General features: G+C 42.0%; 16 protein-coding genes. 13 read left to right on the forward strand and 3 right to left on the reverse strand.

All coding sequences use genetic code 11. The features are described from left to right. Positions 1–27: 27 nt before the first annotated feature. The 3 genes from NIE32_RS07280 to NIE32_RS07290 form a co-directional block, all read right to left on the reverse strand. Entirely contained in the window at positions 28–2,676 is a 2,649-nt protein-coding gene (locus tag NIE32_RS07280; protein WP_253054358.1) for a transglycosylase domain-containing protein, read from the reverse strand. Positions 2,677–3,149: 473 nt separating this feature from the next. Next, positions 3,150–3,752, reverse strand: a complete 603-nt coding sequence (gene rpsD, locus NIE32_RS07285; protein WP_253054360.1) for a 30S ribosomal protein S4 — start codon at positions 3,750–3,752, stop codon at positions 3,150–3,152. 266 nt (positions 3,753–4,018) lie between these two features. After that, complete coding sequence (locus tag NIE32_RS07290; protein WP_253054361.1) at positions 4,019–4,468, reverse strand: GAF domain-containing protein; 450 nt, start codon at positions 4,466–4,468, stop codon at positions 4,019–4,021. A gap of 252 nt (positions 4,469–4,720) precedes the next feature. Here NIE32_RS07290 and refZ point away from each other — a divergent pair, with 252 nt between their 5' ends. The 13 genes from refZ to hisIE all read left to right on the forward strand — a co-directional run bounded on the left by refZ (position 4,721) and on the right by hisIE (position 17,063). Continuing rightward, positions 4,721–5,290: a forespore capture DNA-binding protein RefZ gene (gene refZ, locus NIE32_RS07295; RefSeq protein ID WP_381450963.1), complete on the forward strand. Its 570-nt coding sequence runs from the start codon at positions 4,721–4,723 to the stop codon at positions 5,288–5,290. 466 nt (positions 5,291–5,756) lie between these two features. Next, positions 5,757–7,445, forward strand: a complete 1,689-nt coding sequence (locus NIE32_RS07300) for a septation ring formation regulator EzrA (RefSeq protein WP_253054365.1) — start codon at positions 5,757–5,759, stop codon at positions 7,443–7,445. Between the two features lie 114 nt (positions 7,446–7,559). After that, a complete protein-coding gene (locus tag NIE32_RS07305; RefSeq protein ID WP_253054367.1) occupies positions 7,560–8,702 on the forward strand; it encodes a cysteine desulfurase family protein in 1,143 nt (380 codons plus the stop codon). 5 nt (positions 8,703–8,707) lie between these two features. Beyond that, positions 8,708–9,907 (forward strand): tRNA uracil 4-sulfurtransferase ThiI, encoded by a 1,200-nt coding sequence (gene thiI, locus NIE32_RS07310; RefSeq protein ID WP_253054369.1) that lies wholly within the window; start codon positions 8,708–8,710, stop codon positions 9,905–9,907. 99 nt (positions 9,908–10,006) lie between these two features. Next, positions 10,007–10,207: an alpha/beta-type small acid-soluble spore protein gene (locus tag NIE32_RS07315; protein WP_253054370.1), complete on the forward strand. Its 201-nt coding sequence runs from the start codon at positions 10,007–10,009 to the stop codon at positions 10,205–10,207. Positions 10,208–10,565: 358 nt separating this feature from the next. Beyond that, a complete protein-coding gene (locus NIE32_RS07320) occupies positions 10,566–11,762 on the forward strand; it encodes an ATP phosphoribosyltransferase regulatory subunit (RefSeq protein ID WP_253054371.1) in 1,197 nt (398 codons plus the stop codon). Continuing rightward, on the forward strand, positions 11,759–12,409 hold the full coding sequence (hisG, locus tag NIE32_RS07325; RefSeq protein WP_253054373.1) for an ATP phosphoribosyltransferase: 651 nt from the start codon (positions 11,759–11,761) through the stop codon (positions 12,407–12,409). The genes NIE32_RS07320 and hisG overlap by 4 nt, the downstream gene beginning before the upstream one ends. After that, on the forward strand, positions 12,396–13,679 hold the full coding sequence (gene hisD, locus NIE32_RS07330; protein ID WP_253054375.1) for a histidinol dehydrogenase: 1,284 nt from the start codon (positions 12,396–12,398) through the stop codon (positions 13,677–13,679). The genes hisG and hisD overlap by 14 nt, the downstream gene beginning before the upstream one ends. After that, positions 13,672–14,265: an imidazoleglycerol-phosphate dehydratase HisB gene (gene hisB / locus NIE32_RS07335; RefSeq protein WP_253054377.1), complete on the forward strand. Its 594-nt coding sequence runs from the start codon at positions 13,672–13,674 to the stop codon at positions 14,263–14,265. The genes hisD and hisB overlap by 8 nt, the downstream gene beginning before the upstream one ends. Then, a complete protein-coding gene (hisH, locus tag NIE32_RS07340) occupies positions 14,262–14,915 on the forward strand; it encodes an imidazole glycerol phosphate synthase subunit HisH (RefSeq protein ID WP_253054379.1) in 654 nt (217 codons plus the stop codon). Before hisB ends, hisH begins: the two co-directional genes overlap by 4 nt. Next, positions 14,915–15,637, forward strand: a complete 723-nt coding sequence (gene hisA, locus NIE32_RS07345; RefSeq protein WP_253054381.1) for a 1-(5-phosphoribosyl)-5-[(5-phosphoribosylamino)methylideneamino]imidazole-4-carboxamide isomerase — start codon at positions 14,915–14,917, stop codon at positions 15,635–15,637. Before hisH ends, hisA begins: the two co-directional genes overlap by 1 nt. Further along, complete coding sequence (gene hisF / locus NIE32_RS07350) at positions 15,637–16,395, forward strand: imidazole glycerol phosphate synthase subunit HisF (protein WP_253054383.1); 759 nt, start codon at positions 15,637–15,639, stop codon at positions 16,393–16,395. The genes hisA and hisF overlap by 1 nt, the downstream gene beginning before the upstream one ends. After that, entirely contained in the window at positions 16,392–17,063 is a 672-nt protein-coding gene (gene hisIE, locus NIE32_RS07355) for a bifunctional phosphoribosyl-AMP cyclohydrolase/phosphoribosyl-ATP diphosphatase HisIE (protein WP_253054385.1), read from the forward strand. The genes hisF and hisIE overlap by 4 nt, the downstream gene beginning before the upstream one ends. Positions 17,064–17,156: the final 93 nt, after the last annotated feature.

A 17,156-nucleotide genomic window follows, 5' to 3' on the forward strand; every position in this document is an offset into this window, starting at 1 on the left:
TTTTTCGAATCATAAGATGAGCTTAGATTAAGGGCGTATCCTGCCAAGTAATTTTTGATTTGCTGAATGTAAATCAGTATAAGGAAATCTAGATTTTAAGAAATCAGGCTTAATGCGAAAGAGCGAGTAATCGGTCGTTTTCTCATTTTTCGCTTGGTTAGGATTCGCTTGGTTATCAGTAGAAGGATTCTGTTCATTGACGGCCTGCGTCCCGGTATCTGGTTGTCCATTGAGCGGTTCAAGCACTTCAATGGATGCTTTCGGCAAATATTTCTTGTTGATCAAATCATTTTCCTCAAAGCCAGCTGCTTTACAATATGGGGTGGCTTTTCCATCGGTAAGCCCGCAATAGGTTGTCTTTTCAACACCTTTAGGCTGTTTAAATCGAGCTTTTGGCGCCATAAGATCAGGGTCTACGTCATATGCACGATTGGCAAATCCTGCCCATAGTTGTTTCGTTTGTGTGGAATAGATATTTTTATTCAATTGCTGATTATGTGCGTAGCCATTCCAAACACCCATCGTGATATTTGGGTTTGACGCAACAAGCCATGAGTCACGCCAATCCTGTGACGTTCCTGTTTTTCCTGACCAGTCTGCAGAAAATTGTAGCAGATGCGGAAGTGCGGCTCCGGTGCCATATTTAAAAACATCACGCATCATATCAAGCATAAGATAATTGGTTTGTTTCGAGAATACAGGGACAGGTTTTATTTTATGTTGATAAATAATCTTTCCAGTGCTGTCGGTAATTTTGTCAATCATGTATGCATCCACAAAATTACCATTATTGGCGAACGTCGTGTACGCATTGGTATTTTCCTCGATCGTTATGCCTCTTGTGATCCCGCCTAGCGCTGCTGAGACGTTATGACCATCCGTGCCAACAAGTGAGGTGATGCCCATTTTTTTCAAGTAATCCGGTGCGTGATTTGTTACATTGCTTAGTCTTGTAAATACACTGACTGCAGGCACGTTATGTGAAGCGGCAAGCGCTGCACGTGCAGTTTCAAATCCATGGTACAATTTGCTGCTCGATGTTGACCCGTAATCAGTCGGAGCATAGATTTTTCCATTTACTGTGCGTTTATAAGGAAGGTCGGGAACAATTGAACCGGGTTGAATGAGACCGAGCTCCATCGCCGGTGCATAGACAAGCAATGGTTTCATCGTTGATCCATTTTGGCGGGGGACTTCAGTTGCATAATTTAATTGTGAACTGCCGAATCCTCGACCGCCAACGAAGCTAATGATGCGGCCGGTTTTATTCTGAATCAGAATAGAACCAACTTGCATCGGGTCTTTCACTTTTTCCATCTTTCCGGTTTTACTATCTTTTATTTCTTGAATTTGTCCATTTGTCGTACGTGCATACTGATCTGGGCTATAACCGGAATAGTTCTGTGCAAATGTTTCCATATCATCATAGATCGGTTTATTGATTGTTGTGTAGATACGATAACCGCCATTTGCCAAATCAATGGATGCATCTCTCATAAATTCCGTAAATAGAACATCATGCTTTTGCACGGAAGCAAAATCGAAATCATGAATTTTGGCAATCTCTTGAAGTGTCTTTCCTGCATATACATTGTTGTTATGCTCGTAGACCATTTTTTGATAGTTGATGTAATCTGTGTATAATTTATCGCTGCTGTACCCTTGTTTTTGAGCCATGATTTCCGCGAAAATGATGGTTGTACGATCTTGTACTTCTTTTAACAAATAAGGATAATCACTATTGATCGTTTTTTCGGGTTTGGCAAAGTGCTTTTTGTAGTCATAGTTCAATGCAGTGTTCAATTGCGTTTTATTGATATACCCTGCTGCATACATTCGCCTAAGCACAGTATGTGCTCTGTTGACTCCGGGGGACATATCTTCTTTCAGTCCACCATGGTTTTGAAATGGGGAGTATGTAAATGGATTTTTTGGAAGACCAGCGATAAAAGCTGCTTGAGCAAGTGAGAGCTTGTCTGCTTTGACACCAAAAATTCCTTCGGCTGCTGCTGCAGCACCGGCTATATTCTTTCCTGATGCATCACGGCCAAACGAAGCCATATTCAGATAAGATTCAAGGATTTGATTCTTAGTAAAAAAGCGTTCTACACGGAGTGCAAGCATAATTTCTTTGAACTTACGGTCGAGGGACACTTCATTGGTCAAAATTTGATTTTTGACCAATTGTTGTGTAATCGAACTGCCTCCTGTCACTTGTGGTTTATTGAGCAGTTCCTCCATGCTTGCGCGAATAACAGCCTTGGGGACAACACCATGGTGCTGATAAAAGAGTTCATCCTCGGTTGCTACAACAGCATGTGTTAAATATGGGGAGATATCTTTCAATTGTGTCTTGGTTCGGACGAGATCACTGTTCATATTCCCAATTGGAATATTACCTGCAAAGTAGCTGACACTACTCTGAGAATAATTGTTAATATCATGTTTCAGTGTTTTATAACTGAGCACGGGCTGATTATGGACGAGAGCAGCGAAATAACCGGAAACAGTACCGGCCGCAAAGCATAATCCGATAACGATTATACATATCGTGAGTAAGAGAGAATTCCAAATGAAACCGGTTATCGATTGTACCGTTTGTATCACTGAACTTGAGGCCCATTTTTCCGCCAACCGGTCGAAAAAATCGGAAAAGCTTTTTAATGGGGCACGCATGCGCAAAACTCCTCTGAAATTTAGTCATGAATAGCTTATAACATTCTAAAAATTTAATTAAAGCTTCTTATATATTAGCGTAAATTTCAACTGTTGAAAAGAATAAACGCAATTCGGGTAGATGACATTAGTAATGTGTAGTTAAAAAAGGGTTTTAACCTTTTTTCTCTACTCCACTCGCATAATCCTTTGTTATCACAATAAAAGAAAGCTGATAAGGTTTGTTTGTATAAGTATAACTGTGCAAAAATTTCTCAGGCGGTCTATTTTGCATTGATGAGGCATCGAATACGGCTTGCCGCGGGTAACCGCAAGCCTCCTCGAATCAGAGGATCTGCGAGGTCTCGCTGGCACCTGATCCCGAAGTCGTCTCGCGTCTCTGCTCCACTTTAAGCAAAAAGTTTAATACTTCCTTACCTTGCAAAAAAAAATCCTCACAGCTAAGCTGCAAGGATTTTTTACAACGTGTTCTATTATTTTGAATAGAATTCGACGATCATTGCTTCTGTGATCTCCGCAGGGAGTTCCGAGCGTTCAGGAAGTCTGCTGTATGTGCCTTCGAGAGTTTTTTCGTCAAAAGTCAGGTATTCTGGAACAAATGTATTCGTTTCAACAGAATCCTTGATGATTACGAGGTTATGTGATTTTTCACGGACACCAATCGTTTCACCTGGTTTTACACGATAAGACGGAATATCTACACGTTTGCCGTTAACGGTAATGTGACCGTGGTTAACAAGCTGACGTGATTGTCTGCGTGTTCTAGCCAAACCAAGACGATAAACAAGGTTATCAAGACGAGATTCAAGCAGAATCATGAAGTTTTCACCGTGAACGCCTTTCATTTTCGCTGCATCATCAAATGTGCGACGGAATTGACGTTCATTTAAACCGTACATGAAACGCAGTTTTTGCTTTTCTTGTTGTTGACGTCCATATTCAGACAACTTAATACGTTGTGTCGGGCCGTGTTGACCAGGAACGTACGGACGCCTTTCAAGTTCTTTACCTGTACCGCTGAGTGAAATACCCAAACGGCGTGATTTCTTCCAAACCGGACCAGTATAGCGAGCCATAGAATGACTCCTCCTTCGTCATTTTATTCGAGAGTGTCCCTTAGACCTATGATCTAAAGAAACAAACCCACGCGGTATAAAATGACACCTCTGCAAGCTCTTCCAAAGATATTTTGCCATCTTGTACCTTCGCCCAGGCAGTCTAGGTTACACAGTACACCTCTTGTATATCAAGAGGAACAAAATAGAAATGCTTTGGACCCTTCCAGTGCTGCCTCATTTTACACGAAGGCAATTATACCTTTATTTAAGGGATAATGTCAAGCTTACAGATGAGCAACAAGTGTTTCAGCAAATGCTTCAAGAAATTGCTGATCATCTTCTGAAAATCGATCACAAATCGGACTATCGATGTCGAGAACGCCAATCAATTCTTCGTTTTTGATGAGCGGTACCACGATTTCTGAGCGGGAAACTGCATCACACGCAATATGACCGGGAAATTCATGTACGTCTGGGACACGAATAATTTCTTTTTCCTGGGCTGCAGTTCCGCAGACGCCCTTCCCCAATGGAATCCGTATACAGGCAGTTTTTCCTTGGAAGGGACCGAGAACAAGTTCGTTATTCTCGAGTAAATAAAAGCCAACCCAATTAATTTTATCCAGGCATTCGTTTAGCCAAGCGGATGCGTTTGCGAGATTAGCAATACGGTTTGGTTCATCTTTTATTAAGGATTCAAGCACTTGAATTCGCGTTTTATTGACAGAGTTCATTCGTTTTACACCCCGATTATCAGTGAAAGTACTCTCATTTTAACAGAAAGAGTCGGATATTTCAGCGTTGGTGTCGAAAGCTTTTTAAAGGGTAGACGTCATTTACGCCGAACGTATATAGTAAGAGCAGCAGATTGGTGTCCGAATCAGTCAAGATAGGAGTGAAGATGATTGACAATCAAAAGTGTACCTCAGGTCGGTAGGAAAAAATCAAAAGAAGCGGTTGTTCATTCAGCACTAAAATTGTTCAACATGGGCGGCTATGACGGTACATCTGTGCGTGCGATTGCTTCTGATGCTGGTGTGAATGTTGCACTCGTTTCCTATTATTTCGGGGGAAAACAAGGTTTATTAGAATACTTGATGTCAACATTCTTCGAAGGGTATTTGACGACACTTGAAGAGGCTCAGAAGGAGCACGAGGGTAAGGTATCCGGAGCTGAGCAATTAACAATCATTGCAGAACAACTGATTCGTTATCAACAGCGGTATTTTTACCTTTCTCGCTTTGTTCAACGGGAAATGACGCTTGACAATCAGCTTGTTCGCGAGTTGATGTCCAGCTATTTGATGAAGGAAAAGTTTTTACTTGGACGTTTATTTAAGGCGGTATTCGATAAAAATACGCGTAATCCGATTCAACTTGAATTTGCAATTATTCAATATCGAGAGATGATCATTATGCCCTTCTTAGAGCCACAATACTTAAGAGAAGTATTTTTTATGCAGCCGAATGAGTCATCCTTTTTGATACACTATGTGCGTTATATCCGTCATTGGGCGGCACAGTTAACACAAAGTCATGTATATGTTTCGAATTAATGAAGAAGAACAGGCGTTTTATTTTGTTCAGGAGCAATAACGTCTTTTCAACAAAAAGTAACTTTACATAGGAAGAACGATGGGTTAGAAAAACTTTGCAGAAGACCAAGGTCCGTGACGAATGATGATTAACTCTTACTCATCATCAATGACCCAGTACTGCAGGTGCGAGAAAATAGATAATGGAAAATTTGCTCGTCAGTGATCAGCGGATCTGGCGAGTTTCTTTGTGCCAAAATTTTCGGCGGAAAGCACATAGAAATTAAGTTGGGAGTCGGGTTCACACCTTCTTAACAACAGCATGATAAATAAAGAGCAGAAACCGTTGGAAATTGGACAAAATCCGAAATGTCTTATGAAAAATCGACAGATTATCTATTTTATTGACCTCAAACCACTTTATTTTGATACAATATAGACATTAAAAAGATATGTACGTTCCATGCGAGAATGGGGGAAATTCCGTATGCTTTTTATTTTAGTCGGACTGATATTACTTATTATATTTATTGTTGCTTACGGTGCCTGGATGAGAAAAAGAACATTTGCAGGTATTGACCGTTCAGAAACAAGGCGAGAGGAACTGCTTAATCTACCGATTGCAAAGGAATTGTCAAAAGTAAAGAATTTGAATATGGCAGGCGATACAGAATCCAAGTTCGACTTATGGCATAAAGATTGGGATACCATTGTTACCCAGTCCCTGCCGGAGATCGAAGAAACGCTCTTCAAAGCTGAAGAGTTTACTGAAAAGTATCGTTTTCATAAGGCGGATCTCTTGATCAAAGAAGCCGAAAACAAAATGACAACGATCGATTCAAGGATCAAAGAAATCCTGAGCGAGTTGAACACGGTTTTGGAGAGTGAAACAAAAAACCGAGAAGAAGTTACACCGATAAAAGAAATTTTTCACCAAATCAAAAAAGAACTCATCACAAAAAGAAGCCAATTCCATCGGACACTTCCCTCGCTTGAAAAATCTGTTCAAGAAATTGAAAATCAATTGAAAAGTTATGAGACGGAAACAGAAAATGGCAATTACTTGGAAGCACGGAAAGTACTGCTTGACGTGAAGCAGGCAGCAGAAAAGGTTCAGAATCAGATTAAAGCTGTACCTGGCCTTTATCAGGATCTCCATAAGGCGATTCCGGATCAAATAAAAGAACTTCGCCAAGGTCAGCAGGAAATGATCGAACAGGAATATAATCTTGACCATTTACAAATCGATACACAGCTAGAAGAAATAGAAAAACACTGTACACTTATGGAAACAGCTGTGAATGAATTATCGCTGGAAGAGGCAAAAGATGGATTGAGTGGCATCCATGATCAAATGGATTGGCTCTATGCACAGTTGGAAAAAGAAGTGATTAGTCGCAAAAAGCTTCAGGATTTAACACCGAAATTTGAGGAAAATCTTGTACGCGTTGAGGGAAAAATAAAAGAATTAAATAATGAAACAGAAATTATTCGCGATAGTTATCATATTGGCGAAGAAGATCTGAAGATGCAGCATGATTTAGGAAAGTCATTTCAAAAGTTGGAACGCGTATTTTCAGATACGCAAAGCGAAGAGCAACAAGAAGCATTTAGTTCAATTTATGAGCGGATTGATTCTCTTCAGACAGATCTAGCCGAAATGGAGACCGTCGCTAATGAATTTAGCGCAAAAATAAAAACATTACGCAAAGATGAAATGAATGCTCGAGAACAAATTCAGAAATTAAAAAAACAACTTTTTGAGACCAAGCGGATCATTCAAAAAAGTAATTTGCCGGGTGTACCGGGCTCATTTTCAGCTGCTGTACGGAAGGCAGGCGAGCAGCTTGAATCTGTGTATTTGAAGTTGGACGAAAAGCCATTAAATATGGTTAATGTACAATCACTTCTGACCCAAGCTTCTGAGGACATTGAAAATGTCTTCCATCAAGCAGAGAAACTTGTGGATACCGCCAATTTTGCTGAGGAAATGATTCGATATGGAAACCGATATCGGACAGATTATCAGGATATTGATCAAGAACTCAAAGCTGCAGAACGTTATTTTAGAACATATGACTACCAGGCTGCTGTTGAAACGGCTGTTCGTGCTATTGAAAAAAAAGAACCGAAAATTTTAAAGCGTGCCGAATTATACGAAGGACACGAAGCTTAAGCAATGACATCAGGCAAGCCTCGTGTTAAGATTCAAACAAGATGGGTACAAATGAAATTGTTTAACACTTATTTTGCTTTATCCGTTTGCTAAGAAGGGAGTTATTGTACGTTCATGATTTATTTGGATAACAGTGCAACCACGAAACCCTACCCTGAAGTACTGGATACTCTCCGTACGGTTTCTGAACACTATTTTGCGAATCCTTCATCATTGCATAGTCTTGGAGGTAAGAGTGAAATGCTTTTGACGCGTTCGCGCGAACAGGCAGCTTCGCTTCTTCATATTGATCCGAGTGAAATTGTATTTACTTCTGGAGGGACAGAAGGAAATAATTTGGCGATAAAAGGCGCGGCATTTGCCTATAGAAATAGGGGCAAACATTTAATTACAACTGCGATTGAACATGCTTCTGCGGGTCACGCATTTGAACAACTGGAAACACTTGGTTTTGAGGTCACTTATTTGCCTGTAAACAGCGAAGGTCGAATCTCGTTTGAACAATTCAAGAAAGCTTATCGTGAAGACACCATTCTTGTTTCGATAATGCATGTGAACAATGAAGTGGGAACGATTCAACCGGTTGAGGAGATTGGTGCTTTTCTGAAAGATAAGCCTAAGACTGTGTTTCATGTCGATCAAGTTCAAGGGTTTGCCAAGGTTCCGTTACAGTTGCAAACGAGCGGCATAGATTTATGCACAATTTCCGGGCATAAATTTCATGGACCAAAAGGGACAGGCTTATTATACGTACGAAAAGGTACTCTACTGTCACCGCTTTTTGCTGGTGGCGGACAAGAACAGGAACGACGATCAGGTACTGAAAACTTGCCGGGAATATGCGGTATGGTCAAAGCCCTTCGACTGACACTTGAACATCAGCAAGAGGGAATTAATCATTTAAAAAGGCTCCAGAAAAAGTTGTTTGACGGGTTGAAAAACATTGACAATGCATCTGTTCATACGCCTGAACAGCTTTCAGCAGCACATATTGTTAATGTATCATTACTTGGAATAAAAGCAGAAGTATTGGTTCATGCACTTGAAAAAAATGAAATCTATGTCTCCACAAAATCGGCATGCTCCTCGAAAGAAAATGGTGCGAGCGGCATTCTGGTTGCCATGGGAGTCTCACCGGACGAAGCTGAGCAAGCGATACGGATTAGTATGGCTTATGAAACAACCGAACAAGAAATTGATGTTTTTCTTTCCACACTGGCTGAAACAGTCAACCAGTTAAAGATTGTAATGAGGTGAATTGAGTGATTTATGATTATTTCGTGGTTCGTTTCGGCGAAATCACCCTGAAAGGTAAAAACAAAAAACAATTTGTCGTCAAGTTAGAGGACGATGTCCGAGAGAAGCTCCGTGAATTTCCTCAACTGGAAATCAAACGCCATTTTGATGATTTAGAAATTAAGTTAAACGGTGAAGATTCAGCGTCTGTACTTGCGATTCTGCAACGAGTATTTGGTATTCAGAATATCTCTCCAGCCTTTAAAGTCGGCACAGAACTCGATCAAATACGTGAAGGTGTATTGCGTGTTGCCAACGAAGAAAAAGGAGCAAAGACGTTTAAAATAGCAGCTCGGCGAAAGGATAAACGTTATCCGATTCATGGCAGTGAATTGAATCAGGATCTTGGAGCGACAGTCCTAAGACAATGCGATTGGCTTAAAGTTGATGTCCATCGACCGGACTTACTCATTCGTGTTGAAGTCGGCTATCACGAAGCACGTATCTACGGAAAAGAAGTTAAAGGAGCTGGCGGACTTCCAGTTGGCACGAGCGGCAAAGTCATGCTTCTGTTGTCAGGAGGTATCGATAGCCCGGTTGCCTCATATCTCATTGCAAGGCGTGGTGCAACGATTGAGGCTATTCATTTCCAAAGCCCGCCATATACGAGTGATCGTGCAAAACAGAAAGTGATTGATTTGTCAAAGAAGCTCAGAGGTTTTACCGGAAAATTTATCCTCCATCTTGTGCCTTTTACAGAAGCTCAAGTTGCGATTCGTGACGCGGTACCTGAAGACTACCGGATCACGATTATGAGACGGTTAATGTTTCGCATTGCTGAAAAGGCTGCAATTCAACGTGGCGCGCTCGCACTTGCTACAGGAGAGAGCTTAGGACAAGTGGCGAGTCAGACACTAGAAAGCATGAATACCATTAATTCAGTCACAAATCTACCGGTGTTGCGTCCTCTGATCACTATGGATAAGATTGATATTGCACAAATTGCGAAAGATATCGACACATACGATATTTCGATTCGTCCCTATGAAGATTGCTGTACAATTTTTCTTCCAAAAGCGCCTAGAACGCGCCCTGATCGAATTCATGCAGAGCGTTTTGAACGCAAGCTCGCTGTTGATGAATTGGTCAATGCAGCAGTTCATGGCATTGAAACACTTGTCATTGATGCTGATACAAAAGAGGATGCAATTAGTGATCTGCTTTAAGGCTGTATTTCTTAAGAACTATTGAAATAATTACCATGACTCCTTGTGCATGTAGGAATTCGAGATTGCACATCATAATGGCACAAGGAGGTGAGAAACATGGCTGATAATAATAACTCAAATCAGATTCTTGTTCCAGGTGCTGAAAAAGCTCTCGAACAAATGAAAACTGAAATTGCTTCCGAATTTGGTGTACAACTTGGTCCTGATACGACTTCGCGTGCCAACGGTTCTGTTGGTGGTGAAATTACGAAGCGTCTCGTAGCGACTGCACAGCAACAACTTGGTGGAAAATTCTAAATAGAAACGATCGTTTAAGGACGGCTTCGGCCGTCCTTTTTACTTATTGCTTGAAAAAACAGCGAAGAGGCGAGACGCCTGCGGGATCAGATCGCAGAGAGACCCCGCAGACTTTTTGCCTTGTATGTGGAGGCTTGCCCGCGGCAAGCAATCGAAGAAGAGTTAACGCAGAACAAGGACAGATGTTTTTGCTCGGTTTTTCTAGATACTAAGTCGTTCACTCCTATTGACTAATTACCGGAATTCCATTAAAATACAATTAATCGCTTTACTATGCTAATAAGATAAAGCATTCTGTTTTTGAAATTATTTTTATAAAGGTTAATTAAAGAGAGATACTGCGAGAAGGAGAACAACGATGTCGCAACCCTATATGTTTGAAAAACCGCTTGGGCTTAGGGACACATTGCCTAAAGCACAACAAGAACTATCTCGATTAGAGATGATTTTCCAGCGTGAACTGATCTGCTGGGGTTATGATTTTATCAAAACACCTGCTTTAGAATATGCGGAAACAGTTGGACGGGCCTCAGCAATCGCAGATCACCGTTTGTTTAAATTTTTGGATGCTGAAGGGCATCCCGTCGTTTTACGTCCGGATATGACGACACCGATCGCCAGAGTTGCCGCTTCAAGTCTTAGAAAAGAACCGCTCCCGCTTAGACTTGCTTATACAGCGGATCTTTACCGCAGTCAGCGCAAGGAAGGCGGTCATCCGAGTGAATTTGAACAAACAGGTGCGGAATTAATTGGTGATGCAACACCCTATGCTGATGTAGAAGTTATGTCGCTAATGATGAGTTTACTTGAGAAGTCAGGATTGGAGTCCGTTCGTCTTGCTGTTGGTCACGTCGGATTCGTCAATGCGTTTTTTTATGATCTTGTTAAGGACAATGCTCGTGTTGAAGAACTTAGAAACCTGCTTTATAACAAGAATGATGTTGGATTTCACGAATATGTTGACACATTGGGATTACCTGAGAAAGTGGCGAATCAGCTCAATACTTTTGTCGACTCAAGAAGATTAACTAATGAGGAAACATTAGCATTTCTAAAATCTTTGGTAACAGGTGCATCAGCAACGGTGCAAGCTTATTATAAAAATATTATCGAACTCATTCATCTACTCAAGCTTGAACGTCTTGATGAAAAGATTGATTTGGATATTACATTGGTTCCGCATCTCAACTATTATACAGGATTTGTCTTTCAAGGGTTTGGCGGCAATCTCGGATTCCCAGTTGCCAGTGGTGGCCGTTATGATGATCTGCTGGCACAATTCAATCGACCCTGTCCGGCTACCGGGTTTGGTATTCGTCTCGATCGTTTAATGAGCGCAATTAAGGTGTCGACCGATCGGAGTACGCAAAAGAAAAGAGCGGTGATTTATGATCGTGAAAATGTTGGAAAAGCGATGCAGTTTGCTGCTGAAGAGAGAGAAAAGGGTCACGCAGTTGTACTCCAGCATGCGGACGGAATAGATAATCTTGAAACCTTTAGAGAACAATTTGATGCGGTCAATTATTTTCTTGAGAGAACGGAGACAGAAGAATGAATAAATCGGTCATTACAATTGCTATGCCAAAAGGGCGCATTTTCGGCGATGCATGTCGGTTATTAAGAAATGCGGGCTTTCGGCTTCCAGAAACGTTTGAAACAACGCGTAAATTAATTCTCGACTTGAAGACCGAACCGTTTCGTTTTATTTTGGCAAAACCTGTGGATGTTCCTACCTATGTGGAGTATGGTGCGGCGGATCTTGGAATCGCCGGTAAAGATGTATTACTTGAAAGCGGAAGAGATGTTTATGAGATGGTTGATCTAGGCATTAGCAAATGCCATATGGCTGTCGCAGGATTGCCTGAACACCAAAGTCGTAATCCTTTTCTCAAGATTGCTACCAAATATCCAAACATTGCCTCCGACTTTTATCGTCGACGTGGAGAGCAAGTTGATTTAATTGCACTGAATGGGTCAATCGAATTGGCACCGATTGTCGGACTCGCCGATGCAATTGTCGACATTGTTTCCTCAGGACAGACGTTGAGAGAAAATGGACTTGTGGAATATGACAGGCTACTTGATATCAGTTCAAGGCTGATTGTGAATCCGGTAAGTTACAGGCAGAAAAAAACACAGATAGACCAAATTGTTGAAAAGATGATCAAAGCGACGGAGGGGACCAAGGTTGGAATGGATTAAAGATGGGAATCTGGACTTTCTAAAGAAAAGAAAAGTAGAAGCGAAAGAAGAAGCGCAAAAATCAGTCGCATCAATTATTTCCAATGTAAAAACCAACGGAGATGCAGCGTTAAAAGCCTATACAAAACAATTTGATGGCATTGAGCTTGGATCTCTGCGTGTATCGAAAGAAGAAATGCGTGAGGCAGTTGAACGTGTACCGGTTGCGGTTCGAAAAGCGATTCAACAAGCCGCGCAAAATATTCGTGACTTTCATGAGAAACAAATGCCGGCTTCGTGGACTGAGCAAGTGGAACATGGTGTCGTTCTCGGTCAAAAGGTTACAGCACTTGATTCTGTCGGTGTTTATGTGCCCGGTGGAACAGCCTGTTACCCTTCGTCGGTATTGATGGGAGCAATTCCGGCACTCGTCGCCGGTGTCAAGCGAGTCGTACTCGTGTCCCCACCTCAGAAAAATGGCTTAATTGCTGATGGTGTCTTAGCAGCCGCACAGGAAATTGGTATCCACGAGATTTATCAAGTTGGCGGTGCCCAAGCGATTGCCGCATTGGCCTATGGTACCGAGTCCATTCAGCCGGTCGACAAAATCGTTGGACCAGGAAACCTCTATGTTATGCTCGCAAAGAAACATGTCTTTGGTGATGTTGCCATAGACAGTCTTGCCGGACCAAGTGAAATCGCAATTGTGGCGGATGAAACGGCAAATGCTGCATGGATCGCTGCAGATCTCTTGTCACAGGCAGAACATGATCGGCTCTCAATGCCGGTACTTGTGACGACTTCTCAGCAATTTGGAGAACTTGTCGAACAAGAAGTAAACAAACAGCTTCAAGAGTTACCTCGAGAAGAGATCGCGTCTGCATCTGTGAACGATCAGGGTAAACTTGTATTAGTGGCAGATCTTCAAGAGGCGGCAAATGTTATTAATCAAATTGCACCTGAACACTTGGAACTAGCCACAGTTGATCCACATGCTGTTCTTCCTATGATTCATCACGCAGGTGCAATCTTTTTAGGAAAATACAGTTCAGAACCAGTGGGCGACTACTTTGCTGGCCCAAACCATATTATTCCGACAAATGGATCGGCACGTTATGCAAGTCCACTTGGTGTTGAAAGTTTTGTGAAACGCTCAAGCATTATTGAATATAGCAATGAAGCACTTCAGATCAATGGACAAGCGATCGCCGCGTTTGCTCGATTTGAAGGACTTGAGGGCCATGCCCGTGCGGTTGAAAAAAGATTGAAAGGTGCGGTTATTCATGGGTGAGCGAATCGGATCTGTGGCACGTGATACTTTTGAGACGCAAATAAAATTAAAACTTGCGATTGATGGAGACGGTACATCAAATCTGGAAACAGGTGTACCATTCTTAACTCATATGCTGACTTTATTTGCCAAGCACGGTTTGTTCAACCTGGATGTTCATGCACAGGGTGATACGGATGTGGATGATCATCATACGACTGAAGATATTGGCATCTGTCTTGGCAAAGCAATTCGTCAGGCTGTCGGGGATAAGAAGGGGATTAATCGCTATGGCTATGCAGTCGTTCCAATGGATGAGGCACTTTCAGAAGTTGCCATTGATCTGAGTGGGCGTCCTTACTTCGTATTTAATGGACAATTTCCTTCCCAAAAGGTGGGGACATTTGATACCGAACTCGTGAAAGAGTTTTTGGATAAATTATGTATTGAAGCGCAAATGAATCTGCATGTAACGATTCGCTATGGAGAAAATACACACCACATGATTGAATCGATATTCAAAGCTCTCGGCCGTGCCCTTGACGCGGCGACAGTTCAAAATCCAAGAATTCAAGGGGTTCTGTCAACGAAGGGAACATTAGGATGATCGGAATTGTGGACTATGGTATGGGCAACTTGTATAGTCTCAGCCAAGCGTTAAATAGGCTTGAACAATCCTATTTGATCAGCGATGAGCCAAGCGAGTTGGATAAAACCGACGGATTAATTCTTCCTGGCGTTGGTGCCTTTAAGGACGCTATGGCACTCCTTAATCAGAAGCAGCTGACCGCTTATATCAGAAATTATGCGCAAACAAAGCCACTGCTTGGTATTTGTCTTGGGATGCAGTTATTATTTGATGAAAGTGAAGAAGGCATGCTGACCAAAGGGTTAGCACTGATCCCGGGTCGGATTGTCCGCTTTTCAGGTATTTCGGATCAAGACGAGCGCTATAAGGTTCCGCATATGGGCTGGAATACACTAGAATTCAGTAAGCCAGATTCGGTCTTACTCAAGGGACTTAAGCCGGATTACGCATACTTTGTTCACTCTTACTATGCGGATCTCAAAGAACAAGACTCATTAATTGCTTCAGCCGATTATTATGGAAAAGTTCCGGCTGTTGTTGGCAAAAATCATGTGTTTGGTACGCAATTTCATCCGGAGAAGAGTGGGGCGTTTGGTCAATCTCTTTTAGAAAATTATTTGCACTATGTGAATACAACACTCAATTCATGCGAAAAGGAGGAAGGCTGATGTTCACAGTCTATCCGGCGATTGATTTGATCGATGGCAAATGCGTTCGCCTATTTCAGGGAGATTATGATCAATCAACAGTGTATGGGGATGCACCTATCGATATTGCCCGATCCTTTTATGATCAAGGTGCCGAATGGATTCATGTTGTTGACTTAGACGGGGCGAAGGCAGGATATCCGATCAATCAACAGTTAATTGCCCAAATGGCTAAAGAGGTGCCGATTAATATTGAGGTGGGCGGAGGTATTCGCTCAATGGAAACGATTGAAAATTATTTAAGTCAAGGTGTGAAGCGCGTAATCCTTGGTAGTTCAGCCATCAGTGATCCGGAATTTTGCCGAAGTGCGCTTCAACGGTATTCGGATTCCATTGCCATTGGCCTTGATGTTAAAAATGGCAAAGTGGCCGTACGCGGATGGCTTGAAGTTTCCGATTTACGTGCAGCGGATCTTGCGAAACAATTAATTTTAGAAGGCGCCGAACAGTTTATTTTTACGGATATATCCAGAGATGGTGCGCTTCAAGGAGCAAACGTCTCAGCAGCTGAACAATTAGCAAGAGAAATTGGTAAACCGGTTGTTGTATCAGGAGGGGTTACGACATTAAATGAAGTGAAACAGTTGATTGATAATCAACTCTTGAGTGGCGCAATCATCGGAAAAGCACTGTATACAAAACAAATCTCATTACCGGATGTGATCAAGGCGGTGAAGAGCTGATGCTGGCGAAGAGAATTATTCCCTGTCTCGATGTGAAAGACGGACGTGTTGTAAAAGGAAAACAGTTTGTTCACTTGCGGGATGCCGGAGATCCGGTAGAACTTGCGATGTATTATAATGCCGAAGGTGCTGATGAATTGGTTTTTTTAGACATTTCAGCTTCTAACGAAGGCAGAAAAACGATGGTCGAAGTTGTTAAGCAAGTCGCAGCCAAACTCAACATTCCTTTTACCGTTGGCGGAGGAATCCGATCTTTAGAAGATATCAAGACCTTACTCCGTGCGGGTGCCGACAAAATTTCACTGAATAGTTCTGCTGTGGCACGTCCTGAATTGATCAAAGAAGGTGCTGATTATTTCGGATGTCAATGCATTGTTTGTGCTATTGATGCGAAATGGAACCCAGAAACAGGTACATATAAAGTATTTACGCATGGCGGTCAGAAGGAAACGTCTTTAAATGCGATTGAGTGGGCGAAGAAGGCAGTTGCACTTGGAGCGGGAGAGATTTTGCTCACCAGTATGGACCAAGATGGGGAGAAAAAGGGTTTTGAATTGAATCTGACGAGTAAGATCAGCGAGGCAGTCGATGTTCCGGTTATTGCTTCAGGCGGTGCAGGAAGCGCAGCTGATTTTCTTGATGCATTCGAGCAAGGAAAAGCGGATGCCGCACTTGCGGCCTCAATTTTTCATTATAAAGAAACATCTGTAGCAAATGTTAAGTCGTTTTTAAAACAAAAGGGAGTGGCAATACGATGAATATTGATGCACTAAAATTTGATGAAAAAGGTCTTATCCCAGCAATCGTACAAGATGCACAAAGTAAAGAAATTCTGATGATGGCTTATATGAACAAAGAATCCATCGAAAAATCATTAGAGAGCGGCGAAACATGGTTTTTCAGTCGATCACGTCAGGAACTTTGGCACAAAGGTGCTACATCAGGAAATGTACAAAAGATCGTAGATTGGGCTATTGATTGTGATTCGGATACATTATTGGTCAAAGTTGACCCGGCAGGACCGGCTTGTCATACTGGAAAATACAGCTGTTTTGTTCCCGAGAAAAGTGATAAACAAGAGGCTGTAGCTGCAGGAGCAGATCGCTATGAGATTCTTGCTGAATTGGAGCATGTGATCGCAAAGCGCGAAGCAGAGCGTCCGGAAGGTACTTATACCACTTATTTATTCAATGAAGGCATTGATAAAATTCTAAAGAAAATCGGCGAGGAGACTTCAGAAGTCATTATTGCCGCCAAGAATCGTTCTGTAGCTGAATTAGAATGGGAAGTGTCCGATGTAATCTACCATACACTGGTGATGTTGCGTGAACAGAAGGTTGGATTTGATCGGGTACTCAAGGTTCTAGAGAAGAGACACCGGGACAAAAGTGAATTTCAACGTGAAAAAGCTAAGGACGTTGAATGATTTTTAACTTAAGAACGGACTTAAAAAATGTTTGAGTCATGACTAACCAATAGCAAAACTCGGGAGCTTGATGCGCTCGAGTTTTTTGTATGA

It is taken from the genome of Sporolactobacillus kofuensis (genome assembly GCF_024125425.1).
GTDB lineage: Bacteria > Bacillota > Bacilli > Bacillales > Sporolactobacillaceae > Sporolactobacillus > Sporolactobacillus kofuensis.